This is a genomic window from Microbacterium marmarense, from assembly GCF_037204165.1.
GTDB lineage: Bacteria > Actinomycetota > Actinomycetes > Actinomycetales > Microbacteriaceae > Microbacterium > Microbacterium marmarense.
Genome location: NZ_JBBDGL010000002.1, coordinates 354,402 through 378,083 on the forward strand (window position 1 = coordinate 354,402; position 23,682 = coordinate 378,083).

General features: G+C 62.1%; 23 protein-coding genes and 2 tRNA genes. 4 read left to right on the plus strand and 21 right to left on the minus strand.

The genetic code is table 11. The features are described from left to right. Window positions 1-28: 28 nt before the first annotated feature. Both WDU96_RS08075 and WDU96_RS08080 read right to left on the minus strand, forming a co-directional pair. Window positions 29-102, minus strand: a tRNA-Ile gene (locus tag WDU96_RS08075). 34 nt (window positions 103-136) lie between these two features. Further along, complete coding sequence (locus WDU96_RS08080) at window positions 137-1,219, minus strand: DMT family transporter (protein WP_337338414.1); 1,083 nt, start codon at window positions 1,217-1,219, stop codon at window positions 137-139. A 45-nt stretch (window positions 1,220-1,264) separates the two neighbouring features. Between WDU96_RS08080 and def the strand changes: the two genes are divergently transcribed. Then, the gene (gene def / locus WDU96_RS08085) at window positions 1,265-1,831 is read left to right on the plus strand and encodes a peptide deformylase (RefSeq protein ID WP_337337985.1); all 567 of its coding nucleotides are present in this window, start codon (window positions 1,265-1,267) and stop codon (window positions 1,829-1,831) included. A gap of 195 nt (window positions 1,832-2,026) precedes the next feature. Here the strand turns inward: def and WDU96_RS08090 are convergent. The 5 genes from WDU96_RS08090 to dusB all read right to left on the minus strand — a co-directional run bounded on the left by WDU96_RS08090 (window position 2,027) and on the right by dusB (window position 7,361). After that, window positions 2,027-2,099 (minus strand) — tRNA-Asn (locus WDU96_RS08090). Window positions 2,100-2,163: 64 nt separating this feature from the next. Beyond that, window positions 2,164-2,952, minus strand: coding sequence for an ATP-binding cassette domain-containing protein (locus tag WDU96_RS08095; RefSeq protein ID WP_337337986.1), 789 nt, complete (start codon window positions 2,950-2,952; stop codon window positions 2,164-2,166). Window positions 2,953-2,993: 41 nt separating this feature from the next. Then, window positions 2,994-4,865: a DNA primase gene (gene dnaG / locus WDU96_RS08100; protein ID WP_337337987.1), complete on the minus strand. Its 1,872-nt coding sequence runs from the start codon at window positions 4,863-4,865 to the stop codon at window positions 2,994-2,996. Beyond that, window positions 4,865-6,205, minus strand: coding sequence for a deoxyguanosinetriphosphate triphosphohydrolase (locus WDU96_RS08105; protein WP_396668870.1), 1,341 nt, complete (start codon window positions 6,203-6,205; stop codon window positions 4,865-4,867). The genes dnaG and WDU96_RS08105 overlap by 1 nt, the downstream gene beginning before the upstream one ends. Then, on the minus strand, window positions 6,195-7,361 hold the full coding sequence (gene dusB / locus WDU96_RS08110; protein ID WP_337337989.1) for a tRNA dihydrouridine synthase DusB: 1,167 nt from the start codon (window positions 7,359-7,361) through the stop codon (window positions 6,195-6,197). Before dusB ends, WDU96_RS08105 begins: the two co-directional genes overlap by 11 nt. Window positions 7,362-7,421: 60 nt before the next feature. Here dusB and WDU96_RS08115 point away from each other — a divergent pair, with 60 nt between their 5' ends. Continuing rightward, window positions 7,422-7,931 (plus strand): glutathione peroxidase, encoded by a 510-nt coding sequence (locus WDU96_RS08115; RefSeq protein WP_337337990.1) that lies wholly within the window; start codon window positions 7,422-7,424, stop codon window positions 7,929-7,931. 8 nt (window positions 7,932-7,939) lie between these two features. Here the strand turns inward: WDU96_RS08115 and WDU96_RS08120 are convergent, their stop codons facing one another. The 3 genes from WDU96_RS08120 to recO are packed head-to-tail and all read right to left on the minus strand — an operon-like array spanning window position 7,940 to window position 10,228. Beyond that, complete coding sequence (locus WDU96_RS08120; protein ID WP_337337991.1) at window positions 7,940-8,614, minus strand: DsbA family oxidoreductase; 675 nt, start codon at window positions 8,612-8,614, stop codon at window positions 7,940-7,942. A gap of 43 nt (window positions 8,615-8,657) precedes the next feature. After that, the gene (locus WDU96_RS08125; RefSeq protein WP_337337992.1) at window positions 8,658-9,488 is read right to left on the minus strand and encodes an isoprenyl transferase; all 831 of its coding nucleotides are present in this window, start codon (window positions 9,486-9,488) and stop codon (window positions 8,658-8,660) included. Beyond that, a complete protein-coding gene (gene recO, locus WDU96_RS08130) occupies window positions 9,485-10,228 on the minus strand; it encodes a DNA repair protein RecO (RefSeq protein WP_337337993.1) in 744 nt (247 codons plus the stop codon). Before recO ends, WDU96_RS08125 begins: the two co-directional genes overlap by 4 nt. 87 nt (window positions 10,229-10,315) lie before the next feature. Here recO and WDU96_RS08135 point away from each other — a divergent pair, with 87 nt between their 5' ends. Beyond that, the gene (locus WDU96_RS08135; RefSeq protein ID WP_337337994.1) at window positions 10,316-11,002 is read left to right on the plus strand and encodes a trimeric intracellular cation channel family protein; all 687 of its coding nucleotides are present in this window, start codon (window positions 10,316-10,318) and stop codon (window positions 11,000-11,002) included. Window positions 11,003-11,056: 54 nt separating this feature from the next. On the opposite strand, the gene leuA is transcribed toward WDU96_RS08135, so the two are convergent. The 9 genes from leuA to hrcA form a co-directional block, all read right to left on the minus strand. Then, window positions 11,057-12,817 carry a 2-isopropylmalate synthase gene (gene leuA / locus WDU96_RS08140; RefSeq protein ID WP_337337995.1) on the minus strand — a complete coding sequence of 587 codons (1,761 nt, stop codon included), beginning with the start codon at window positions 12,815-12,817 and terminating at the stop codon, window positions 11,057-11,059. 181 nt (window positions 12,818-12,998) lie between these two features. Further along, entirely contained in the window at window positions 12,999-13,895 is an 897-nt protein-coding gene (era, locus tag WDU96_RS08145) for a GTPase Era (RefSeq protein WP_337337996.1), read from the minus strand. Continuing rightward, window positions 13,892-15,343, minus strand: a complete 1,452-nt coding sequence (locus tag WDU96_RS08150; RefSeq protein ID WP_337337997.1) for a hemolysin family protein — start codon at window positions 15,341-15,343, stop codon at window positions 13,892-13,894. The genes era and WDU96_RS08150 overlap by 4 nt, the downstream gene beginning before the upstream one ends. Continuing rightward, window positions 15,340-15,807, minus strand: coding sequence for an rRNA maturation RNase YbeY (gene ybeY, locus WDU96_RS08155; protein ID WP_337337998.1), 468 nt, complete (start codon window positions 15,805-15,807; stop codon window positions 15,340-15,342). Before ybeY ends, WDU96_RS08150 begins: the two co-directional genes overlap by 4 nt. Further along, window positions 15,804-16,829: a PhoH family protein gene (locus tag WDU96_RS08160; protein WP_337338415.1), complete on the minus strand. Its 1,026-nt coding sequence runs from the start codon at window positions 16,827-16,829 to the stop codon at window positions 15,804-15,806. The genes ybeY and WDU96_RS08160 overlap by 4 nt, the downstream gene beginning before the upstream one ends. A gap of 40 nt (window positions 16,830-16,869) precedes the next feature. Then, on the minus strand, window positions 16,870-17,217 hold the full coding sequence (locus WDU96_RS08165; RefSeq protein WP_337337999.1) for an HIT domain-containing protein: 348 nt from the start codon (window positions 17,215-17,217) through the stop codon (window positions 16,870-16,872). A 46-nt stretch (window positions 17,218-17,263) separates the two neighbouring features. Next, a complete protein-coding gene (locus WDU96_RS08170) occupies window positions 17,264-17,998 on the minus strand; it encodes a 16S rRNA (uracil(1498)-N(3))-methyltransferase (protein WP_337338000.1) in 735 nt (244 codons plus the stop codon). Between the two features lie 6 nt (window positions 17,999-18,004). After that, window positions 18,005-19,114, minus strand: coding sequence for a molecular chaperone DnaJ (dnaJ, locus tag WDU96_RS08175; RefSeq protein ID WP_337338001.1), 1,110 nt, complete (start codon window positions 19,112-19,114; stop codon window positions 18,005-18,007). A 49-nt stretch (window positions 19,115-19,163) separates the two neighbouring features. Beyond that, window positions 19,164-20,204 (minus strand): heat-inducible transcriptional repressor HrcA, encoded by a 1,041-nt coding sequence (gene hrcA / locus WDU96_RS08180; protein ID WP_337338002.1) that lies wholly within the window; start codon window positions 20,202-20,204, stop codon window positions 19,164-19,166. A 123-nt stretch (window positions 20,205-20,327) separates the two neighbouring features. Here hrcA and WDU96_RS08185 point away from each other — a divergent pair, with 123 nt between their 5' ends. Beyond that, a complete protein-coding gene (locus WDU96_RS08185; RefSeq protein ID WP_337338003.1) occupies window positions 20,328-21,770 on the plus strand; it encodes a carboxylesterase/lipase family protein in 1,443 nt (480 codons plus the stop codon). Window positions 21,771-21,772: 2 nt separating this feature from the next. Here WDU96_RS08185 and hemW read toward each other — a convergent pair whose 3' ends face one another. Next, the gene (gene hemW, locus WDU96_RS08190) at window positions 21,773-22,990 is read right to left on the minus strand and encodes a radical SAM family heme chaperone HemW (protein ID WP_337338004.1); all 1,218 of its coding nucleotides are present in this window, start codon (window positions 22,988-22,990) and stop codon (window positions 21,773-21,775) included. A 10-nt stretch (window positions 22,991-23,000) separates the two neighbouring features. Beyond that, complete coding sequence (locus WDU96_RS08195; RefSeq protein WP_337338005.1) at window positions 23,001-23,651, minus strand: DUF1990 family protein; 651 nt, start codon at window positions 23,649-23,651, stop codon at window positions 23,001-23,003. Window positions 23,652-23,682 lie beyond the last annotated feature (31 nt).

Consider the following 23,682-nt stretch of genomic DNA (forward strand, 5'->3'; position numbering starts at 1 on the left):
GCCGCCCACAGGACGGCTCCTTCATCGGTAGGGCGGGTGGGACTTGAACCCACGATCGTCGGGTTATGAGCCCGCTGCCTTGACCAGCTTGGCCACCGCCCCGTACATCTCCAGCCTAACGGGAGTATGGCCCTGCTCAATGCGAGGACGTACCGTCGCCTTTGTCCTTTATCGGCGGGTCGGGCCAGACCTTCGCTACCGCCTCAGTGACGCGAATCGAACCAGTCTTGGGCTGCCCTGAATCAGAGAAGGGCTCAGACCCGCGTTCGATAGGGAGTTCCGCGCTCGCACTGACCACCTGCGGGTGGTATCGCGCCAACTGGAACACGCCCCACACCGCGACAGCACCCACGACGGCGAATGCGATGTGTACCCACACTGGCGCACCGTCTGCTTCGCCGAGCACAAAAATCCCAATCAGAATCGCCACGATCGGATCAACGACGGTAAGCCCCGCGATCACGAGATCTGGCGGGCCCGATGAATATGCCGTTTGCACAAAGTAGGCGCCCAGGATCGCACCGACTATCAGTGAAGCCAAACACACGAAAGTCAGCCACTCGAAGTCGCCGGTCTGGATCCTGCTGATGACGACTTTGGCCAACGTCGCGACGAAGCCGTAGATCACGCCAGCGGCGACGATGTAGAACAGCGCGCCCATGCGCGAACGCAACCAGACCCAGAGGATCGCGAAAACGATCGTGACCGCTGCGAGCAGGAGCAGAATCGTGATGAGCTGGCGGTCTGTGACAGGGCTCTCTGTGGCGAAAAGCGCTGCGAGGGTAACGAAGACGAAGATGCCGCCCACGCATGCCGCGATTGCAGTGAGCGAGCGACCTGTGGGCTTGTGACCGCTGATGCGCGCGTTGAGCAGAGTCGTGATGACGAGTGCGATCGCCCCGAGGGGCTGAACCACAATCAGCGGCGCATATGACAGCGCAGCGAGCTGGCACACTATCGCAAGACCGAGCATCAGCGAGCCGATCACCCAGGAAGGGCGTGTGAGCAGGCGCGCCATTTGGGCACCGCTCAATCCCTGCGCCGCGGCGGAACCGCTCATCTGCTCGACTTTTGTGACCCCACGGTGTTGGTACTGCGCACCGAACGACATGAAGACAGCACCCAGCAACGCCAACGGAATTCCGATGAGCAAATCCGGACTCGCGAAGACACCGACGAGTTGGTCACCCACGCTGTCGAACCCTTCTGCTGCCCACATCACATGACGACACTAGCCGTTGCCGTTGCTCGGTAGGCTTAAGGCGTGGCAGTTCTTCCGATTCGCATCATGGGCGATCCCGTACTTCATGCACCTGCGTCGCGCGTAGAAGCGATCACCGACGAGGTGAGAAGTCTCGTGGCTGACATGTTCGAGACGATGGATGCTGCACCCGGCGTCGGCCTGGCAGCACCGCAGGTAGGTGCAGGACTGCGCATCTACACGTATAACTATGAAGACGATGACGGCAATCCATGGCGCGGGGTCATCGTCAACCCCGAGTTGTGGATGAAGCCACTTGAGCCCGGGCATCCTGACCCTGACGAGGAGTCAGAGGGATGCTTGTCTTTTCCGGGTGAGCGTTTCGCGCTTCGTCGTTCCAATTCTGTGATCGTCACCGGCGCCGATCTCGAAGGCGAATCGATTCGCATCGAAGTGGATGGGTGGCGTGCGCGGATCATGCAGCACGAGTTCGACCACCTCGACGGCATTCTGTACATCGATCGACTCGATGATTCTGACTGGAAAACCGTGCAGAAGATCGCGCGAAAGCGAGGATGGGCCAAGCCCGGCGCGGCGTGGACACCCGGCATCGACAACCTCGACGCTTAGAGCGATAGCGCGCCGCGGCATCTCTGTGCCCTTCGCGGCATCTCTGTGCGCTTTGCGTGATCGCTTTGCGGGATCGCTTCGCGATTCCTTGTCCGAAATACGAGCGTCCACCGAAACCCGTGGGCGAACGAGAAAGACCCGGGGTGGAAGCCCGGGTCTTAGGTGAGGGCCCACGCAGATGACGTGGACTTCTCGCTCCCCCACTTGGACTCGAACCAAGAACCTACCGGTTAACAGCCGATTGCTCTGCCAATTGAGCTATGGAGGATTATGCCTTGCTTGCGCGGTGGCAACCCAACTATCTTAGCAAAGCTCTGAGGGTGCTCGTGACATCAAGGCACCAAAAGTTTCCGTTCGGACTCTTCACCCGGAGTCCACTCCACATGATCCACTCCGGGGCCGAAGCCAATGGTGTGGCCCGCGCGCAACACCATCACGTTCGTCTCCAGCTGGCGCAACACGTCGACGTCATTTGTCACGATGACCGATGACATGCCGTAATCGTGCTGCCGCTGGGCGATCGCATCTATTGCGGTCTTGCGCACCTCGATATCCATGTTCGCGAAAGGGTTGTCTGCGATGAAAATGCGTGGCTGCAACACCAGAGCCCGGGCAAACGCAACGCGCTGGCGCATTCCCGCGCTCAGCTCGTATGGATACTTGGTGGCACAGCCGAGGGGCAAGAGTAACTCATCGAGCAGCGTCGCGACCCGCACGGCCAACGCACGCGAGTTGACGTTCCGATCGCGACTCGTGATCGGATCGCTGATCACCTCCGACACGGTTTGACGCGCGGGAAGGCGGGCGCCAGCGGATTGCTGCAGATAGCCGGTGAGGTAGGTGAGAACGCGGTGAGAGCGGCCAGGTCGGCGCACCGAAATTCCCTCGACCTCCGCGTCACCGCCGGCGACCGAGAGCGCTTCTTCTCGTGTTCCAGACAGCACACGGGCGAGTGACGACTTGCCCGAGCCGGTGGGTCCCATCACCGCAATAGCCTGGCCGTGCGGCAACGCGAACGAGACACCGTCTATCACGCGTTGGGAGCCTCCGAGGCGGCCGGCGCGTGAGATGGAGAGGTCCACGCAGCGAATCGCTACCTCGGGGTCTTTAGGTCTGCCCATCCACTCATCCTGCCTTGGCTCGGAAGCGATTGCCAGCGGGACTAGGCGTCGTTGTGCAGCCGCTGACGCTCAGCGTCGAGCTCCCGCAGCTGCATGCGAATTGCTCGACCCTCCTCAGAAGAAGGTGCGACTCGCTGAATTGCGCCGAGTAGTTCGCTCTTGTGCCGATCGATGGAGCGAAGCACGAGCCGTCGCGCGAGTGCAATGGTGGACGCAACTGCGGCGGCGTCGGTGAGCGCCGGAAAGTCGGCTGCCAACAGTTCACCACCGACAGAACGATACGGCTCGCGCACAGTGCCCACTGCGTCGGCAGCCCATCCAGGCCTGTCTAGATCGTCTGCTGCCGCGATAGCCTTTCGCACGGCATCCAAAGCTGGGTGTGCGAAGTCAATCGCCACCGCGCGAGCCAGGAGTTCGGCATCCATGCGATGCCCAAACTGCAGAAAACCCATGAGAGCGTCTCGCTCGAGAGCCGCGCCTGAGGTGCGCGGCAACGATGCGAGCGTGATGCGCGCGACGGGTTCGGCACCGTCAGATGACGAAGCGTCCGCTGAGGCAGTTCTGCGCGTATTGCGCTCCGCGCTGCTGTCACGACCTGCGCGCGATGCGCGTTCGACTTCTCTGCGCACATCTTCGGTGTCGAGGCCCAATCGTCGGGCAAGCACGCGCACGTACTCTGGCTGCAGGAGCTGATCGCGCAATTCGGCGACAACGGGTGCCGCAGAGCGCAATGCTCCGACTCGCCCCTCGACACTCGCGAGATCAAAGCCAGCAATGCGCTGATCGATCACGAACTCAACCATGGGGATTTTCGTTTCTATCACGCTGCGCACAGCGGCATCGCCGCGCTGCAGGCGCAAATCGCACGGGTCCAGACCCTCAGGGCCGGTCGCCACATAGGTCTGCGCATTAAAGCGCTTGGCGTCAGCGAAAGCCCGCAAAGCTGCCTTCTGGCCAGCCGCGTCCGGGTCGAAAGTAAAGACGACTTCGCCCGCTGTAGAGTCATCGCCCATTACTCTGCGCAGCACACTGATGTGATCTGAACCGAAGGCGGTGCCGCACGTTGCCACCGCCGTGGTGATACCAGCGAGATGGCAAGCCATGACGTCGGTGTAACCCTCGACAACAACGACTCGATGCTGGCGCGAGATGTCACGCTTGGCGAGATCCAGACCGTAGAGCACCTGCGCCTTGTGATAAATCGTCGTCTCAGGAGTGTTCAGATACTTGGGGCCTTTGTCGTCATCGAAAAGGCGGCGTGCACCGAATCCGATGACCTGGCCGGTCACGTCGCGAATCGGCCAGACGAGGCGTCCGCGAAACCGGTCGTATACGCCACGTTGCCCCTGAGAGACCAGGCCAGCGTTGGTGAGCTCTTCGTCTGAGAAACCCTTGGCGCGCATCGCCTGGTGCAGTGACGACCATCCTTGTGGGGCGTACCCAACGCCAAAGTGCGCAGCGGCACCCGCATCGAACCCGCGCTCACCGAGAAAGCGGCGCCCCGTGTCGGCATCAGGGCTGGAGAGCTGCGCTCTAAAGAACTCAGCTGCGGCGGCGTTCGCGGCGTACAGGCGCGAGCGTCCGGACTGTTCCGGGGCCGCTCCCCCGTCTTCGTAGTGCAGAGTGAGCCCGACTCGCCCCGCGAGTCGCTCCACGGCCTCAGTAAAAGACAGGTGGTCCATCTTGCGCAGGAACGAGTAGACGTCGCCCGATTCGCCACAGCCGAAGCAGTGGTAGAAGCCCGCTTGGGGTCGAACGTTGAAGCTCGGGCTACGCTCGTCGTGAAATGGGCACAGCCCCTTCATGGCGCCCACGCCCGCCGACTTCAAGGCGACACGCTCGCCGATGATCTCGGAGATATCGGTCCGGGCTTTGACTTCGTCGACGTCGCGCTGACTGATGCGTCCTGCCATCAGGAACCCACGTGCGGTCGCGCGATGGGCGACCAGATACCGACGGCCGCGGGGTCGATTTCGCCTACCAACGTGGTGTGCCATGCGATGGCCACCTGATCGGTGAGACTGGCTACCTGATCGATGATCACGCGGCGCCGCGCGGCATCATTGGCAGCGTGCTCGAAATCTTCGGTGTGGAGGGTGTCGAGTTCACCCGGCGATTCCCATAGCGCCGTGGCCAGTCGTTTGAGCATGCGCCGCTGCTCTTTGTAGAGCTCCTTGCGGCCTTCGATTGACACAACGAACGCGCCGATGATTCCTTTCAGAACCGCCATCTCGGCTTCAATGACACGCGGCACCACTACGTGTGCCTGATAGCGCGTCAGCACATCAGAGGCGTAGGCCTCGCGGGTTGCGGTCGTCGAGGCGCGTGCGAAGCGGCCGATGAGATCCGAGGTGAGGTTCTTGAGCTGCGAGAGCGACGCTCGGGTGCCGTCAAACGAATCAATCCACACAGGCATGCTGGTGAGCCTGAACAAGGCATCGTTCAGCTCATCGCGAGCAAAGTCGTACCCGACCCAGGTCTGAATGGCGGTGAGCAACGAATCATGGTCAGCGGTGTTGGTCAGCGTGGCCGGATCGAGGTAGCCATTGACAATCGCGTCCTCAAAGTCATGGACAGAGTAAGCAATGTCGTCCGACAGATCCATCACTTCGGCCTCGATACAACGCACTCGGCCGGGGGCGCCCTCGCGCATCCAGTGAAAAACATCCTCGTCGTCGGGATAGACACCGAACTTAAGCCGACCGCCCGGATCAGGTATCGGGTTGTCCAGCGTCCACGGATACTTGCATGTGGCATCAAGGCTCGCGCGGGTCAGGTTGAGGCCGTGGGTACGGCCAGCGTCATCGAACACCTTCGGCTCGAGACGCACGACGATGCGCAGAGTTTGAGCGTTGCCCTCGAACCCGCCGATATCAGCGGCCCAGTCGTTGAGCGCTCGCTCGCCGTTGTGGCCGAACGGAGGGTGGCCGAGGTCGTGATTCAGACACGCAGTGTCGACAACGTCGGCAGCCAGGTTCAACGAGGTGGCCAATTCTCGCCCTACCTGCGCCACTTCGAGCGAGTGAGTCAGCCTGTTGCGTGCGAAATCAGCGGGACTAGCGGGACTCAGCACCTGTGTCTTGGCCGCCAGGCGGCGAAGAGCGGCTGAGTGCAGCACCCGCGCGCGATCCCGAGCGAAGTCGTCTCGCTTCGAGCGATGGTGCTCGCTGAAAAAGCGAGCGGCGTCGTGATCGTCGTACCCGGCGGGACGCTGTGACGCTGTGCCAGCCGCAATCGAGGGATCAACCACCACTGTTGTCCAGCTCCGCTTCAGCAAGCGTGCTCGTCGCCTCAGCACCGAGCGCGCGCGAGTCAAGCCAACCTTCGGGCAATGCGGGGCGTTTGGGCGTGCCGGCTCGCCCTCGCTGCCCTTCGGCTGCAGCGCCGGGATAGGGGGCATCCAGATCAAGTTCTTCGATCAGCTCATCAACTTCGGCAAGCGTCGATACCGTCGCGAAGCGTGCGCGAAGCTCCCCGCCGACGGGATAGCCCTTGAAATACCACGCAACGTGCTTGCGGATGTCGCGGCAGCCGCGGCCTTCGTCGTCGAAGAAGTCGACGAGGAGCTCAGCGTGCCGGCGAAAGGCCTGAGCCACGAACTTGAGCGTGGCATCGACGGGCGGGCCTGCTGCGGCATCCGGACCGCCGAGAGCGCGAGCGAGGTCGCCGAACAGCCACGGTCGACCGAGACAGCCTCGACCGACAACCACGCCGTCGCATCCCGTTTCGGCCATCATTCGCGCAGCATCGTCTGCGGACCAGATATCACCGTTGCCGAGAACTGGAACATCGGTGAGTGCTTCTTTGAGCTTTGCGATGGCCGACCAGTCCGCCGATCCCGAGTAAAACTCCGCCGCGGTGCGAGCGTGCAGCGCAACCGCCGCTACCCCGGCGCCTTCGGCGATGCGGCCAGCTTCGAGGTAAGTGAGGTGATCGGAGTCGATTCCCTTTCGCATCTTCACGGTGAGCGGAACGTCACCGGCCGCACTCACGGCCCGGGTGACGATCTCGCGGAAGAGCTCAAGCTTCCAAGGCAAGGCAGCGCCCCCACCTTTGCGGGTCACCTTGGGCACCGGGCAGCCGAAGTTCAGATCAATGTGGTCGGCACGGTCTTCTTCGACGAGCACTCGTATCGCGGCCGCAACCGTCGTCGGATCCACACCGTAAAGCTGGATCGACCGCGGGGTTTCTGATTCGTGGTGAGTAATGAGCCGCATCGTGGTGTCGTTGCGCTCTACAAGCGCGCGTGAAGTGATCATCTCGCTGACATACAAACCAGCGCCATACTCACGGCAGAGACGCCTGAACGCAGTATTCGTGATGCCCGCCATCGGTGCGAGCACGACCGGCGCATCGAGAACGATCGGCCCGATGCGCAAAGAGCGCGCGGGAGCGGCAAGAGTAGTCACGTCCACTATTCTCCCAGAGGAAACCGGCCGTTCGCACGTTCCAGGGCTTAGCCTTTTGATATGACTGAGGTGACGCTGACTGACCCGCGCAATATTCCGTTTCTTGGAGCCGACGGCAACGAGACGTCTCTCGCAGACTTCGGCGACAAAGCCGTGCTCGTCGTGAACGTTGCATCCAAATGCGGTTTGACTCCGCAATACGCTCAGCTCGAAGAGTTGCAGCGCACCTATGGTGACAAGGGTTTCACTGTGCTCGGCTTTCCGTGCAATCAGTTCCTGGGCCAAGAGCCCGGCTCGATGGAAGAGATCCTCGACTACTGCGCCGTCACGTGGGGCGTCAGTTTTCCCATCGCTGACAAGGTTAAGGTCAACGGCGGCGGCGCGAGCCCCCTCTACAAAGCCCTGAAAGAGTCGCGAGACGACAGCGGTAAAAAAGGGCGCGTGATGTGGAACTTCGAAAAGTTCCTGGTGACACCTTCGGGTGAGGTGGTGCGGTTTCGCCCGAAGACGGTGCCGACCGACCCTGCTGTCATCTCAGCCATCGAAGCAAACTTGCCTGCGAAAGGCTAGAACTGCTGTTACGCGTCGACCGTCTCGACTCGCTCATTCCAGACTTGGCGCACTATCTGCGCGAAGGCGTCGGCGGGCTGCGCGCCTGATACGCCGTACTTTCCCTCGATGACGAAGAACGGAACGCCGGTGATGCCATATGCCTGCGCTTGTGCCTGATCGGTTCGTACCGCCTCGAGAAACTGTTCGCTGCGCAGGGCGTCACGTGCCTTGTCGGTATCTAGGCCTACTTCGCCAGCCAGCGAAACCAACTCGTCTTCGCGACCTAGGTGGCGACCTTCGGTGAAGTAGGCGCTCATCAGGCGCTCTGCAAGCTCGATCTGGCGTCCCTCTGCCTTCGCGAAGTGAAGGAGCTCGTGGGCCTTCACAGTGTTTGTGTGCTTGAGAACGTCGAAGTTGTACTCAAGCCCCGCTTCGGCGGCGACCGACGTCACGCGTTCGAGCATCTCAGAGACCTGTTTGCGCTCCATGCCCTTGTGCGTGGCGAGAAACTCAAGTTCATCGCCATCAAAATCGACGGGAGTGTCGGGCGACAGCTCGAACGAGTGGTACGTCACCTCTACGACTGGAGCGTCCTCATCAGATGCGGTCGCGGCGATTCCGCTTTCGAGGTTCCGCTTGCCGATGAAGCACCACGGGCACGCGATATCGGACCACACATCAATTTTGAGGGAATCAGTCATGCTTGGTCGAACGCCAGAAACCGGTCTCAGTATTCCGAATAGCTCAATCTTCGGGTGAAGGCACTTGCTTCGAGGCACCGGGTGAGTCAATTGCTCCGCCAAAACGCCGGTCCCGCCCGAGGTAGCGATCGATCGCTTCCCAGAGGTCGACGCGAGAGAAGTCGGGCCAGAGCGTGTCAAGAAAGACAAATTCCGCGTACGCAGATTCCCATAGCAAGAAATTGGAGGTGCGTTGTTCCCCGCTGGAGCGGACGAAGAGATCTACGTCAGGCATGCCGGGCTGATAGAGCCGCTTCTGAATGAGCTTCTCAGTCACAGCAGATGGCCGCAGCCTGCCCGCAGAGACATCGTCGGCGATCGAGCGCATCGCATCGACGAGTTCCACGCGTCCGCCGTAGTTCACGCACATGGTGAGGGTCAGCACGTCATTGTTCTCTGTGAGTCGCTCGGCGTGCTGCAGCTCCTTGATGACGCTCCCCCACAAACGGGGCTTTCGACCTGACCAGCGAACTCTCACACCCCATTCGTTGAGCTGATCACGCCGGCGGTGCAGGACTTCTCGGTTGAACCCCATCAAGAATCTCACCTCGTCAGGTGAGCGCGACCAGTTCTCGGTCGAGAAGGCATACACCGAGAGATGCTTGACGCCTGCCTGTATCGCCCCGGCGACCACATCGAGCAACGCGGCTTCACCCGCGCGGTGTCCCTCGACACGGGTGAGACCGCGTCTGTTTGCCCACCGACCATTGCCGTCCATCACTACGGCAACATGTTCGGGAACAGCGCCCTTCGGATACTCCGGGGGATACAGTCCCGTCCAGTCGATCGGACGATACGCAACTGCGTCGCGATGCGTATAGGGCTTGGGGGTCATCGAATACTCTCCTGCCGACGAGACGACATCTGACTGAGTGAGCGAATACCGCGCTCAAGGTGCCACTGCGCGTATGCCGCGATGAGGCCGGATGCTGCCGCCGAGGCTCCTGCACCCGCAGCATCCACCTGGTCCCACTCCCCCGCCATGAGCGCTTGCAAGAGAGCGGCAGTGGAAGGGTGCACCCGTGCGGCGCCCGTGGGTGCACAAGAGTCGCACACCATACCGCCCGACTGCGCAAGGAAGGTGTCGTGGGGCCCTGGGGCACCGCAACGTGCACACTCGGTCAGCCCCGGCGCCCAGCCTGATAGCGCCATCGCGCGCAAAAGGTAAGAATCGAGGATGCTGCGCGGCGCATGCGCGCCCTGGGCAAGAGCGCGCAGACCGCCCACGAGCAGGAGGTATTGCTGGGGTGTCGCTTCAGCTTCGTTGAGGCGGTCGGCCGCTTCGACCATGGCGTGCGCCGACGTATAGCGGTCGTAGTGCACCACGATTTCGGCGCCGTACGAACCCAACGACTCTGCCTGCTGAATGATGTCGAGGCTGCGTCCCCTGTAGAGCTGCACATCAGCCACCATGAACGGCTCCACACGAGCACCGAACCGCGATGAGGTGCGCCGGACTCCCTTGGCCACCGCACGAATCTTGCCGTTGCGCTTGCTCAACATCGTGACAATGCGGTCGGCCTCGCCCAGTTTGTGGGTGCGGAGCACGACGATCTCATCGCGATAGGTGGGCATCCATCGATTATCGCTCTGCGCAGAGACATCGCGGCGCTCCGCGCCGCCGCGGCGACTGAAAAGGTGCGCGTCACCGAGAATGGAACGGTGAACGAGCCGACTTTTGTCATTCCGCTGTGGGCGGACCTCATCGCCGTGGGACTCGGCGGCATTCAGGGAGCACTATTTGCGTCGGGCTTCCGCGGGGAGCGGCGTTTGGATCTGCTGGGCGTTGCCATCATCGGGGTTGTGATGGGTATGGGCGGTGGTTTGATCCGCGATCTGCTGTTGAACACCACGCCGGTCACGCTGCAGAGCAACTGGTATCTGTTGACCGCAACGCTGGCTGCCCTTGCAGGAATGTTGATGGCCGGGTTGTTTCACCGATTGAACGCCGCGATCGTCGGCCTCGACGCGGTCGTGATCGGCCTGTTTGGCGCATTCGGAACGAGCAAGGCGTTGACGCTCGGCCTGCCGATCGTTCCCGCGGTCTTCGTCGGCGTCTGCTCCGCCGTCGGCGGGAGTATTCTTCGCGACGCGATGATGGGGTTGCCGACCGCGCTCATGCATGTCGGCTCGCTCTATGCCGTGGCGGCGCTCGGGGGCTCGCTGGTTCTTGCGGGTAGCTATGCCGCCGGGCTCGACCTGACCACCGCGTCAATCATCGGCATCGCGGTCACAACGGTCATCAGGCTGCTCGCCGTCATTTTCGATATTTCGCTGCCTGAACAGCGTGCGCTCTATCGCCGCAAAGTCGCCGTGGAAACCTCGGCGATTCCGATCGTCAAGTCCTGAATTGCGTGGTGGGCGGCCAGCAAACCGTGACCGCCCACTCAAACCGCTTCGAACTCAGACCGCTTCGAGCACGCCTGCCTGTTCGCGCGTACGGATGGCACGGTTCACGCACGAGACGATTGCCTTGAGCGACGCAGTGGCGATGTCGCCGTCGATGCCGACGCCCCAGAGCCGTTCGCCGTCGACTTGGAGTTCGACGTAGGCGGCTGCCTGTGCGTCGCCGCTGGCGCTCAGCGTGTGCTCAACATAGTCATAGAGCGTGACGTCGAAGCCGTGCGTTCGAAGAATTTCAAGGAACGCTGCCACCGGCCCGTTTCCGACACCAGACGCTGCGTGTTGCGCGTCGCCATCGCGAAGTGTGATGTCGAGTGCAACTTCTCCAGACAAGTCGCTCTGCGTGCGGGTCGAAACCAACTCGAAGCGACCCCAGCGGCGATCCGCGTCGTCGGCGGGAAGATACTCGTCGCGAAAGATGGACCAGATCTGATCGCTCGTGACTTCGCCGCCCTCGGCATCAGTCTTGCCTTGCACTACGCCCGAGAACTCGATCTGCAGCTTGCGGGGCAGGTCAATCGCGTGATCCGTCTTGAGCAGGTAGGCAACGCCACCCTTGCCCGACTGCGAGTTGACGCGAATGACCGCTTCGTAGGAGCGACCGAGGTCTTTCGGGTCGATAGGCAGGTAAGGAACTGCCCACTCGATTTCGTCAACTGACACACCCGCGGCAGACGCCGCCGCGTCCATTGACTCGAAACCCTTCTTGATGGCGTCCTGGTGCGAGCCGCTGAACGCTGTGAAGACGAGATCGCCCGCCCACGGGCTGCGCTCGTGCACCGGCAATTGATTGCAGTACTCGGCGGTTCGCTTCACCTGATCGATATCGCTGAAGTCGATCTGCGGGTCGATGCCCTGGGTCAGCAGGTTGATGCCCAGCGCGACAAGATCGACGTTGCCCGTTCGCTCACCATTGCCGAATAGACAGCCCTCGATACGATCGGCACCCGCCATATAACCGAGTTCTGCAGCAGCGATTGCCGTACCCCGATCGTTGTGCGGGTGCAACGAGAGAATCACATTCTCACGGTGAGCAAGATTGCGACTCATCCACTCGATGGAGTCGGCGTACTGGTTGGGCGTTGCCATTTCGACGGTCGCCGGCAGGTTGATGATGACTTTGCGATCAGGGCTCGGCTCGAAGACCTCAATGACCTGATTGCACACATCGACGGCGTACTCGAGTTCCGTGCCGGTGTAGCTTTCGGGCGAGTACTCGTAGAAGACCTTGGTCTCGGGGATGCGCTCCTCGAACTTGCGGCAAAGACGAGCGCCCTCGAGGGCAATGTCGATGATGCCCTGCTTATCAGAGCGGAAGACAACTTCACGCTGGAGCACACTCGTCGAGTTGTAAAGGTGCACAATCGCCTGTTTCGCACCGACGATCGACTCGTAGGTGCGCTCGATAAGGTGCTCGCGCGCTTGAGTCAGCACCTGAATCGTCACATCGTCAGGAATGAGGTCTTCTTCAATGAGTTGGCGGACGAAATCGAAATCAGTCTGACTCGCAGACGGAAAGCCGACCTCAATCTCCTTGTAACCCATGCTGACGAGAAGGTTGAACATCACACGCTTGCGCTCGGGACTCATCGGGTCGATGAGAGCCTGATTGCCATCGCGGAGGTCTACGGCGCACCATCGTGGCGCAACCGCGATGTGCTTGTCTGGCCAGGTGCGGTCAGGCAGCGAAACGGAGAATTGTTCGTGGTACGGGCGGTACTTGTGGATGGGCATCCCTGAGGGCTGCTGAGCGTTGTCCATGATTATGCTTCTCTCTCGGCAAAAAATTAGAGGGGCCGACGACAAGCTCCGCGACGAGGATGGCCCTAAATCGAGGCCTCGTCGCGGCAGCTAAGAAGAAGCAGAAAGCCCGCACGCACGTTTACAGGGTACACCGGGTTGCATCATTTGCCGCACAGACCCGTTCGCGAAGCGACGCGAGCTAGAACCCCAGCCGTCCCAGCTGTTTCGGGTCACGTTGCCATTCCTTCGCGACGCGTACATGCAATGACAAAAAGACTCGGGAGCCGATCAGCGGCTCGATCTGGGCGCGGGCGCGCGCACCGACGTCGCTCAGGCGCGAGCCCTTCTTGCCGATGATGATCGCCTTCTGGCTGTCGCGCTCGATGACGATGTCGGCGAAGATGTCGGTCAGATCGCTGCCCTCGCGGGGCGCAATCTCTCGCACCATGACGGCAATCGAGTGTGGAAGTTCGTCGCGCACGCCGTCGAGGGCGGCTTCGCGAATGATCTCAGCGATTCTGTCGTCGATGCTCTCATCGGTGACGATGTCTTCCGAGTAAAGGGCCGGTCCCTCCGGCATCAAAGCGAGAAGCTCATCCGAAACCACGTCGAGCTGGTCGTTCGTGAGAGCGGAGATCGGGATGACCGCTGCCCAGTCCTCGCGCAGCGCGTCGACTTCCATGAGGCGCTCGGCGATCTGGTCGCGGCTTGCTGCGTCGGTCTTGGTGACAATGGCCACCTTCTTTGCACGTCCGTACCCGCCGAGTGACTCTGCGATGCGGCGATCCCCCGGGCCAACCTTTTCGGTGGCGGGAACACAGAAGCCGATCACGTCGACGTCGCCAAGCACCTGCTCGACCAGATCGTTGAGGCGCTGGCCCAGCAGCGTACGCGGCTTGTGGAGACCCGGCGTGTCGACGATGACCAGTTGTCCCCCGGGACGGTTCAAGATACCGCGTATCGCGCGCCTCGTTGTTTGAGGTTTATCGCTCGTGATCGCTACCTTCTCACCCACCAGAGCGTTTGTGAGAGTCGATTTGCCCACGTTCGGCCTGCCGACGAACGTGACGAATCCTGATCGGTTGGTATCGGTCATGACCGATCCCCCTTCTTCGACACCTTCGCGTCTTTGGATGGCTTCGCGTCCTTCGACGCTTTGGGGTCCTTCGCGTCCTTGGACGCCTTGGTGTCTTTCGCGTCTTTCGACGTCTTTGAATCGCCGTTACGAGACGGGACGGTGCGAATCTCACCCGTCCGCGGTGAACGAGAGGTCGATGTCTCCTCTTCGGGCAAAGACCCTCGTTCAACGAAGACGGTGGATATTCCGCGGCCTTGGCCACGCGACGCGCCACCGGTCATCGCGATGCCGCCGAGCTCGGCTGACGCCCCCGGTTGTGGAACGCGTCCCAGCGCCTTGCCAAGAAGCCCACCGATTGAATCAACATCTTCGTCGTCAAGTTCGAGTCCGAACAGATCGCCGACCGCGTCCAGTCCGAGTCGCGCACTGACACGGTACTGACCAGGAGCAAGCTCGGTGACTTCGTCGATGCGCGCGTCGTACTCGTCTGCGATCTCGCCTACGAGCTCTTCAATGAGATCTTCCAAAGTCACGAGGCCCGATACCCCGCCGTACTCGTCGATGACCATGCAGAGGTGGATCGCGTCACGCTTCATCTGCTGCAGAAGGGTTTCTGCTTTCATCGATTCGGGTACGAACATAGCCGGCCGCGAGATACGGCTGACGGGAGCATCCCGCCATCCGCTTTCGTCGCGGAAGCCGAACTGCACCAAGTCTTTGAGGTAGAGCACGCCGACTACATCATCGGCGTCACCGTCGACAATCGGAGCGCGCGAGATTCCGGTCTCCAGAAACACGCGCATTGCATCACGGGTATCGGACTGGGCGTCGATTGAGACCATGTCGGTGCGAGGGATCATCACAGCGCGAACGAAGGTGTCGGTGAAGTCGAAGACGGAGTGGATGAGCTGGCGATCATCTTGCTCGATGAGCTCGTTCTCGGCAGCTTCATCGATGATGCTGAGCAGCTGTTCCTCTGACGCGAAAGACGTGCCGCGGCTGGCGCCGGGCGTGATGCGCGTGCCCAGGGCGACCAGGCCGTGCGCGAGCGGTCCCAGAATGATGCGCACGCCGCGAATGATTCCCGCTGCTGCGCGCAGCAACCCCTTCGCATGCTGGCGACCGACATTTCGAGGGCTCGCGCCGACCACGACGTAAGAGACGCCCGTCATCAGCACGGCGGCGGCGAGCACAGCCCACCAGATGTTCTCGAAGACGAGCGTGAACGCGACGGTGACGAACACGGCGGCCGTGGTCTCTGCCAACACCCGGATGAAAATGACTGCGTTCGCGTGGGCGTCCGGGTCATTGGCGATCTTCTCTAGAGACGAAGCGTTGCGGCCGGACTCCGCAAGCTCGAACAGGTCCGCTCGCGAGGTGACGCCCATGGCAGCGTCGATCGCGACCATGAGAAACCCGAAGGCAAGAAGGAGAACTGCAAAGACGAGAAGAAACAGCGGAGTCATGCGCGTCGTCGTCGCTCGGCTGCGTTGAAGCTCACGATGAGCTCTCGCTGCAAACCGAACATCTCACGCTCTTCTTCGGGTTCGGCGTGGTCGAACCCCAGCAGATGAAGCAATCCGTGCGTGGTGAGCATGATCAGCTCGTCCATAGTGGAATGTTTCGCCGCTACGGCCTGGCCTTCCGCGACCTGCGGGCACAGCACGATATCGCCCAACAGACCGGGAGGCGTTGGCTGATCTTCCGTGCCGGGGCGCAGCTCGTCCATCGGAAAGCTCAGCACGTCGGTCGGGCCTGGCTCGTCCATCCACTGCACGTGAAGAGCTTCCATCGCGCCCTCGTCGACCAGCATGATGGCGACATCGGCATCGTTGCTGACGTTGAGCTGCATCAGGTTGTGCGCAACGAGCCGCAGCAGAACGGCTTCCTCGACCGCTATGCCGGATTCGTTGCCGATCTCGATTGTCATGAGTGTCCTCGCTTGGGAAGGTGATCTCTCGGCCCCGGCTTGCGACCGCCGCGGCGCTCCACGCGTGACGCGAACTCTGAGGCTTCGTCGCGCTCCCGCCTCGCCGAGAGCCGTGACTCGTCGTACTCGGTGTAGGCGTCCACAATCCGTCCCACCAGAGAATGCCGCACGACATCTGCGCTCGTGAGGCGCGAGAAGTGAATGTCTTCGATGTCTTTCAGCACGCGCGTGACCAGGCGTAGGCCCGAGGTTCCCTGGGGAAGGTCCACCTGAGTGATGTCACCCGTGACCACCATGCGGGTGCCGAATCCAAGACGAGTCAAGAACATCTTCATCTGCTCAGGAGTCGTGTTCTGGGCTTCGTCGAGCACCACGAATGAGTCGTTCAAGGTGCGGCCGCGCATGTAGGCGAGCGGCGCAACTTCGATGGTGCCCGATGCCATCAATTTCGGCACGATCTCAGGGTCGAGCATCTCGTTCAGAGCGTCATACAGCGGGCGCAGATAGGGATCGATTTTGTCGTTCAGGGTGCCGGGCAGAAAGCCCAACCGCTCCCCCGCCTCTACCGCAGGTCGTGTGAGGATGATGCGGCTGACTTCTTTGCGTTGCAGCGCCTGCACCGCCTTGGCCATGGCGAGGTAGGTCTTCCCAGTTCCTGCCGGCCCGATCCCGAAGACGATGGTGTTCTCTTCGATCGCGTCGACATACTCCTTCTGGCCAATCGTCTTTGGGCGGATGATGCGCCCGCGCGACGAAACGATTGCCTCACCCATAACCTCGGACGGCCGTGGGCCACCGTCCGTGCGAAGCATGCGCTCGGAAGAAGCGACATCGTTGGGAACGAGGTCGTGACCAGATTGGGTCATTGCCAGCAGTTCATCGACCAGCCTTCGCGCGGCCTGAACAGCTTCGCGGGAACCCGAAAGTGTGATCTCATTGCCGCGCACATGCACGTCGACCTCAGGGTGTTCCTTTTCGACGACGCGCAGCAGGCGATCCTGAGGTCCGAGTAGCTGCACCATGGCCACGCCATCGGCAAATACTCGGTCGATTGTTGGTTCGTCAGGCACCGACGCTCGTTTCGGTCAGTTCACCGCAGAGCACATGCGCATGAACGTGGAAGACAGTTTGGCCAGCGGTTTCGCCGGAGTTGAATACCAGCCGAAACTCGCCGTTCGCGTGCGTAGCGGCTAGCTCTTTGGCCAGCGCCACCATTTCAGCCAGCAACGCGGGATCTCCAGCTGCGAGCTCGGCGACATCACGGTACTGCTGTGTCTTGGGGATCACGAGCAGATGGACCGGTGCCTGAGGGGCGATATCGCGAATCGCAAACACGTTGTCGGTCTCTGCGAGGATCTCCGACGGAATCTCACCCCGGAAGATGCGTGTGAAAATCGTGGGTTCGCTCATCACTGCAGTCTACCGGCGGGTGGGACCATCGGAAGAGAAACGCTTCTCACCAGCGATCGAGCCGCGCGCTCAGCACCGCGAGCGCCGCCGGGCCCGCGGTTGAGGTGCGCAGCACAGTCTCGCCCAGTCGAACGAGGTCGGCGCCAGCGCCTATCAGCGCGGTGATCTCGTCGGGACTGATGCCGCCTTCCGGCCCGACCACCAGCAGCAGATCGCGAGGATCGTCCTTCACCTCGAACGTCGAGAGTCGCTGTGTGGCAGTGGGCTCGAGCAGAACGACTCGCGAAGACTGAGCACGGGCAACCAGCGCAGCAGTCGTCACCACATCAGAAACCTCGGGCACCCAAGCGCGATGGGCCTGCTTGGCTGCCTCGCGCACGATGCTCGCCCAGCGAGCCCGCCCCTTCGCCTTCTTTGCCGCGTCCCATCGAGATACGCTGCGAGCTGACTGCCACGGCACGATCGCGTCGATGCCGAGTTCAGTGGCTGCCTGCACCGCGAGTTCGTCTCGGTCGCCTTTGGCAAGCGCCTGCACAAGGATCACGCGAGGGTGGGGTTCTGCAAACTGCTGGCGTTCCTCGACCGCGATGCACACCTCTTTGGGCGCGACTGAAATCACGGTGCCGCGAAGCCAGCCGCCCCGACCATCGCCGACGGTCACTTCTTCGCCGGCGCGAACGCGCCGCACCGCAGCAGCGTGATGGGCCTCCGGTCCGGTGAGCGTGACAGTTTCGCCCACTCCAGCCGGCAGCGGATCATCAACCAAGAAGTGCAACGCCACGTCAGATCATCCTCGGAAGCGGTCGCGGAGCTTAGAGAAGACTCCCTGGTGGAACTCCGAGAGCTTGGGGCTTGGCGCGCGGGTGCGCTTGGCGAAGTCTTCGATGAGGGCGCGCTCTTTCGAGCCGATGCGCGTTGGCGTCACCACATGCACGCCGACTCGAAGGTCACCGCGGTTGGACCCGCGCAAGGGAGTGATTCCACGGCCCTTGATCGTGAGCACGTCTCCGGACTGCACGCCGGGACGGATCTCAAGGTCTACGGAGCCGTCGAGAGAGTCGATGGTGGTGTTGGTGCCCAAAATCGCGTCGCTCATTGACACCTCCAATGTCGCGAGCAGATCATCGCCGTCGCGTGAGAACACGTCGTCGTTGTTCACGGTGATCTCCAGGTACAGATCACCATTGGGCCCACCGGCTGGACCCACTTCGCCCGAGCCCGGCAACTGCAGTCGCAGACCGTTCTCGACGCCAGCAGGGATGTCGAGAGACACCGTGCGACGCGAGCGCACTCGACCTTGACCCTGACACGTGGCGCACGGATAAGGGATCGTGGTGCCGTATCCAGAACACACGTTGCACGGCTGGTTGGTGACCACGTTTCCCAGCAGGCTTCGCACCTGACGCTGCACGTGACCCGCTCCGTGGCAGATGTCACATGTCACCGGAGACGTACCGGGCTGGCAGCAGGAGCCCTCGCACGTCTCGCACAGCACTGCGGTATCGACTTCGATGTCTCGGTGAACACCGAAGACCACGTCAGCAAGATCGAGAGTCACCCGCACCAGTGCATCTTGACCACGCTCGCGTCTTGAGCGCGGGCGACCGCCCCGCGAACCACCTGCGCCGCCGAAGAACGTCTCGAAGATGTCGTTGAAACCCCCGAATCCTCCTGCGCCGCCGAAGCCTGCATTATCACCGCCCATGTCGTAGCGGGCACGCTGCTCATCGTTGCTCAGCACGTCGTAAGCGTGAGTCACAAGCTTGAAGCGCTCTGATGCGTCTTCGCCCGGATTGACATCAGGGTGCAGTTCCCGGGCAAGTCGGCGGTATGCCTTCTTGATCTCATCGAGGGATGCTTCTCGGGAAACCCCGAGGACTTCATAGTGGTCAGCCACTTTCGCCTTCCTGCCGCGCACGAGCGCGGGATCGTATTGCGAGCGCGCTTCAGCGGCTCGTGTCGTCTTCTTCGAGCATGCGCGTGAGGTAGCGGGCTACCGCTCTCACCGCCGCAAGGTTTGTGGGATAGTCCATTCGCGTGGGTCCGAGCAATCCGACACGCGCTCCCGCGCCGGTCGCGTCATAGTCGCTTGTCACAACGGATGCTTCGGCGAGTCCGAATGCTTCGTTCTCACGACCGATGCTGGCGGCGAGCCCGTGCTCATCGGCCACCATCTCCCCCATCAAGCGAACCAAAGTCACCTGCTGTTCGATTGCTTCCAAGAGCGGATAGATGCTGCCACGAAAGTCCGACTCTCGTTTTGCGAGGTTCGCGCTGCCTGCCAGCACCAGGCGATCTTGCCGGAATTCTTCGAGGTCTTCCGCTACGGCACGCGCGAGCACGCGGGTGGCGGCATCCCATGGCTTGGTGGGATCGTCGTGCAGCGCCAGGTGGGTTTCGATGCGATGGAGGCCGTCACGCACAGATCGACCGACCAGCAGCGTGCTGAGTTCAGCGCGCATGCGGCCAAGGTCCGTTTCATCGAACTCGTCTTGAACATTGCTGACCCGTTGCGATACGCGGCCTGTGTCGGTAACGACAATCACGAGCATCCGACCACTGCCCAATTGCACAAGTTCGACGTGAGACACATTCGCTCGCTCGAACGAGGGGTACTGCACGATCGCTACTTGGCCGGTGAGCTGTGTCAGGGCGCGCACGGTGCGGCTGAGTGCGTCATCGAGGTCTACCGGGCCCTCAAGAAACGAAGAGATCGCGGTGCGCTGGGCGGGAGTGAGCGGGCGAACCTCAGCAAGGTGATCCACGAACACGCGGTATCCCTTGTCAGTCGGGATGCGTCCCGACGAGGTGTGAGGGGCGACGATGAGCTCCTCATCTTCGAGGAGAGCCATATCGTTGCGAATCGTGGCCGCTGAGACGCCGAACGCATGACGGTCGACGATCGTCTTGCTCCCGACCGGCTCGCGCGTGTCGACGTAGTCCTGGACGATGGCGCGTAGCACTTCGAGCCCACGTTCGCTGACCATGACGTTCCTCCCCGCTGGCACTCCTCAACCGTGAGTGCCAATTCTAGACCGGCTCGACGCCTGACGCGTCAGCGTAGCCCGTGCGTGTGGCATTTTTCCTCGTGCGCACCTACGCTGACTGCGATGAGTGATCCGCAGAGTTCAACGACGAAGCTCCACCTGACCGCCGGAAACGTGCGTGGAACCGAATCCGGGGGCATTCGTCGCTTTCTCGGTATTCCGTACGCTCTGCCGCCTTTCGACGAGCGCCGGTTTCGGCTGCCCGAGCCGGTTCCCCCGTGGGAGGGAGAGCGGGATGCGACCCAATTCGGTGCGACTGCGCCGCAGTCACCGTATCCCGGCGCTATCGGCGAATTGCTCTCGTCTGTCGAGATTGCGGGCGACGACATTCTGACGGCGAACGTGTGGACGCCCGTCGAGGCGCACTCCTTGCCAGTGATGGTGTGGTTTCACGGCGGGGCTCTTGAAAGAGGAACGCCCGCGCTGAGCGCGTATGACGGCTCAGCTTTCGCACGCGATGGTGTCGTGTTCGTCTCAATTGCCTACCGGGTCGGCTCTGAAGGGTTCTCAGTGCTCGAGGGCGCCCCATGCAATCTCGGACTCGCAGACGCCGCCGCCGGGTTGCGTTGGGTTCACGACGAGATCACGCACTTCGGCGGAGACCCGAACCGCATCACGATTGTGGGAGAGTCCGCTGGCGGCGCGATCGTAGCGGCATTGCTCTCGCGCCCCGACACCGTCAAGTTGGTTGCAGGCGCAGCGATCGAAAGCGCCCCGCTGGTGGCCGATTCAATGGCGCGCGCCGGCCGCGTGACCCGAGCGTTGGCCAAGCGGCTGGGTCTTCCCGCGACCCGAGATGCGTTCGCGCAGATCACGCCGAGGATTCTTCTCGAAGAGAGAAGGCAGCAGTCCGCGGGCGGCTCCCCACTGGGCGGGGCACCTGGTTTCGCGCTGGCCATTGACCCTGATACCTTGCCGCTGTCACCCCATGAGGCGCTGGTGAACGTCGAGGTTCCCTTGCTGATCGGCACAAACACCGACGAGTATCGATTGTGGTTTCCGCCGGCAGCGCTCGCTGCCATCACAACCCTGAAGTTCCAGCTCGGTCGCCTGGCGCTGGGCATTTCGTCACGAGCAGTCAAGCTGTATCGGGCGGCATGGCCGCACGCGTCTACCGGAGAGCTCTTTGGGCAGATTGCCACCGACGTGCTTCTGCGCAAGGCCGCTGTCTCCGTTGCCGAAAAGCGCCGGGCGAACTCTTTCGTCTATGAGTTTGCGTGGCAGAGCCCGGTGCGAGAGCTCAAAGCGGCCCACGCGATCGAGATTGGCTTTGTCTTCGATCAGCTGAATGCCGCAGATTCGGTGCGCATGGCGGGCAGGCTTGCACCGCAGGCGCTTGCCGACCAAATGCACGCCGACTGGGTGCGTTTCATTCGCACAGGTGATCCCGGGTGGCCTGCCTATGGCGCACAACGCACGACCCAGCTGTACGACACGGCTACCACGGCTGTTGCCCTGCGCCGCGCCGACGCCCTCGATTCGCTGCCCGCACCGAAAGTGCGCTGAGCCTAGTCGGTGAGCCGGCGAACGACCGCGTCTGCCAGCAGCCGTCCCCGCAAGGTCAGTACGACGGTGCCGCTGAGTGCCGAGGCGCCATCGATGAGCCCATCAGCAATCAGCGAAGCGATATTCGTGCGAGATGCACTCTCGATCTCGTCGATCGGCAGTCCTTCGCGAATGCGACTTCGAAGCAGCACAGCCTCGAGAGTGCGCGCCTTTGCGTCGGGAATCTCTCGCCCTGCCGCTGGCGAATTCTGGTGCGCAAGGCGCTGAGCGTATGCGGCTGGATGCTTCACGTTCCAAAAACGCACGCCAGCGATGTGGCTGTGGGCGCCAGGGCCGAAACCCCACCAATCGGAGCCCTGCCAGTACGCGAGATTGTGCCGCGATCGCTGCGAAAGATTGCGGGCCCAATTCGACACCTCGTACCAATCGAGTCCGGCAGCGCTGAGGCGGGCGTCGACGTATTCGTACATGTCAGCTTGCACGTCATCGTCGGGTGCCACCACTTCGCCGCGCTTGATCTGTCGAGCAAGCTTCGTGCCGGCTTCGATGATCAAGGCGTACGCCGAGATGTGATCGGGTTCTAAATCGAGTGCGGCGTCGACCGAGGCGCGCCAATCATCGAGGGTTTCTCCCGGTGCGCCGTAGATGAGATCAACGCTGACGTTCAAGTTAGCGCGGCGTGCCGCGGCAACGGCTGTTGTGACGTTCGCGGGGTTGTGTGTTCTATCGAGCGCGGTCAGCACTCGCGGGACTGCTGACTGCATTCCGATCGATAGCCGAGTGACACCCGCCGCGGCGAGTTCCTCTGCCACCGCATCGGTCACTGTGTCGGGGTTTGCCTCGACGGTGATCTCGGCGTCGGGTGCTACCCCGAATGCGTCCCGCACGCCGTTCAACATGCGGGCAAGGTCTCCGGGTGGTAGCAGTGTGGGGGTTCCGCCACCGAAGAACACAGTGGATGCCGCACGAATGCCGCCAGCGCGGCTGAGAACACTGCGCGAGAACTTCACTTCGCGCAGCAATGTGTCGGCGTATTGATCCTGCCGTGCGCCGTGCAGTTCTTCAGAGGTGTAGGTGTTGAAGTCACAGTAGCCGCAGCGCACTCTACAAAACGGAACGTGCAAATAGACGCTGAAGGGGGTCGCGAGATCTATCTGTGTGTCAGGGGGCAGGGAGCCGTCTTCAGGAACTGGCTCGCCGTCGGGTAGTGCCGAGCCCACTAGCGAGCCCTCACGCGGGAGTGTTGTAGAGCGGCGAGATCGCTCGTAGATAGCGCGTGAAGAGCTCTCGGCGACGCCGCCGCGTGAGCGCAGGCACCATGCGATACAACAGCGACGTTGGCGCGTCGAATGCGCGAACGGTGAACCACACTTGATCGTTCTCGTACCACTCGATCATGAAGGATTCTTCGCCGCTGACGACCGACTCGCCGACGGTGCCGAGCGCGAAGCCAACCCGTCGAGGTTCGTCGATCGTGAAGATAACCCGCAGTTCGGCGTCGGCGCGCATTCCGCTGACTCGGCCGTGAACACGGACGGTGGTCCCGGGGGCGACGTACGGGGTGCCGTCCGCGTCGTAGCGAAGGTCTGCCTCTGCGCGACTCGGAGCGATCGGAGTGCCGTCGGCGTCGAAGCTCACCCCGGAGTACATCGGGCCGGACGCGGGACGGACATCTGTGAGGGCCAGCCCGGCTCCACGTTGCGCGGTCCACGACAGCAGCGTCTCACTCGCACCCCGAAAACGTGTCTCGCCACTGCCAATGCGCCACGACTGCTCCGCAGGAATGCTGCGTTCAGGCGGAAAGTGCATGAGATCCGCCGCCTGGGTAGCGCCCACGGCCGCATAGTCGACTGTGTCGTCTTTGAAACTCCCGCGGCGCATGTCGAATAGCCTACTTCGCGTTGCGGGTGCG

Excerpts from the sequence above, each read along its gene's own strand:
- WDU96_RS08080 (WP_337338414.1), bottom strand. The coding sequence starts at position 1,219 with ATGTGGGCAGCAGAAGGGTTCGACAGCGTGGGTGACCAACTCGTCGGT.
- WDU96_RS08095 (WP_337337986.1), bottom strand. The coding sequence starts at position 2,952 with ATGGGCAGACCTAAAGACCCCGAGGTAGCGATTCGCTGCGTGGACCTC.
- dnaG (WP_337337987.1), bottom strand. The coding sequence starts at position 4,865 with ATGGCAGGACGCATCAGTCAGCGCGACGTCGACGAAGTCAAAGCCCGG.
- WDU96_RS08115 (WP_337337990.1), top strand. The coding sequence starts at position 7,422 with ATGACTGAGGTGACGCTGACTGACCCGCGCAATATTCCGTTTCTTGGA.
- WDU96_RS08120 (WP_337337991.1), bottom strand. The coding sequence starts at position 8,614 with ATGACTGATTCCCTCAAAATTGATGTGTGGTCCGATATCGCGTGCCCG.
- WDU96_RS08125 (WP_337337992.1), bottom strand. The coding sequence starts at position 9,488 with ATGACCCCCAAGCCCTATACGCATCGCGACGCAGTTGCGTATCGTCCG.
- recO (WP_337337993.1), bottom strand. The coding sequence starts at position 10,228 with ATGCCCACCTATCGCGATGAGATCGTCGTGCTCCGCACCCACAAACTG.
- leuA (WP_337337995.1), bottom strand. The coding sequence starts at position 12,817 with ATGGACAACGCTCAGCAGCCCTCAGGGATGCCCATCCACAAGTACCGC.
- era (WP_337337996.1), bottom strand. The coding sequence starts at position 13,895 with ATGACCGATACCAACCGATCAGGATTCGTCACGTTCGTCGGCAGGCCG.
- WDU96_RS08150 (WP_337337997.1), bottom strand. The coding sequence starts at position 15,343 with ATGACTCCGCTGTTTCTTCTCGTCTTTGCAGTTCTCCTTCTTGCCTTC.
- ybeY (WP_337337998.1), bottom strand. The coding sequence starts at position 15,807 with ATGACAATCGAGATCGGCAACGAATCCGGCATAGCGGTCGAGGAAGCC.
- WDU96_RS08160 (WP_337338415.1), bottom strand. The coding sequence starts at position 16,829 with ATGGTGCAGCTACTCGGACCTCAGGATCGCCTGCTGCGCGTCGTCGAA.
- WDU96_RS08165 (WP_337337999.1), bottom strand. The coding sequence starts at position 17,217 with ATGAGCGAACCCACGATTTTCACACGCATCTTCCGGGGTGAGATTCCG.
- hrcA (WP_337338002.1), bottom strand. The coding sequence starts at position 20,204 with ATGGTCAGCGAACGTGGGCTCGAAGTGCTACGCGCCATCGTCCAGGAC.
- WDU96_RS08185 (WP_337338003.1), top strand. The coding sequence starts at position 20,328 with ATGAGTGATCCGCAGAGTTCAACGACGAAGCTCCACCTGACCGCCGGA.
- WDU96_RS08195 (WP_337338005.1), bottom strand. The coding sequence starts at position 23,651 with ATGCGCCGCGGGAGTTTCAAAGACGACACAGTCGACTATGCGGCCGTG.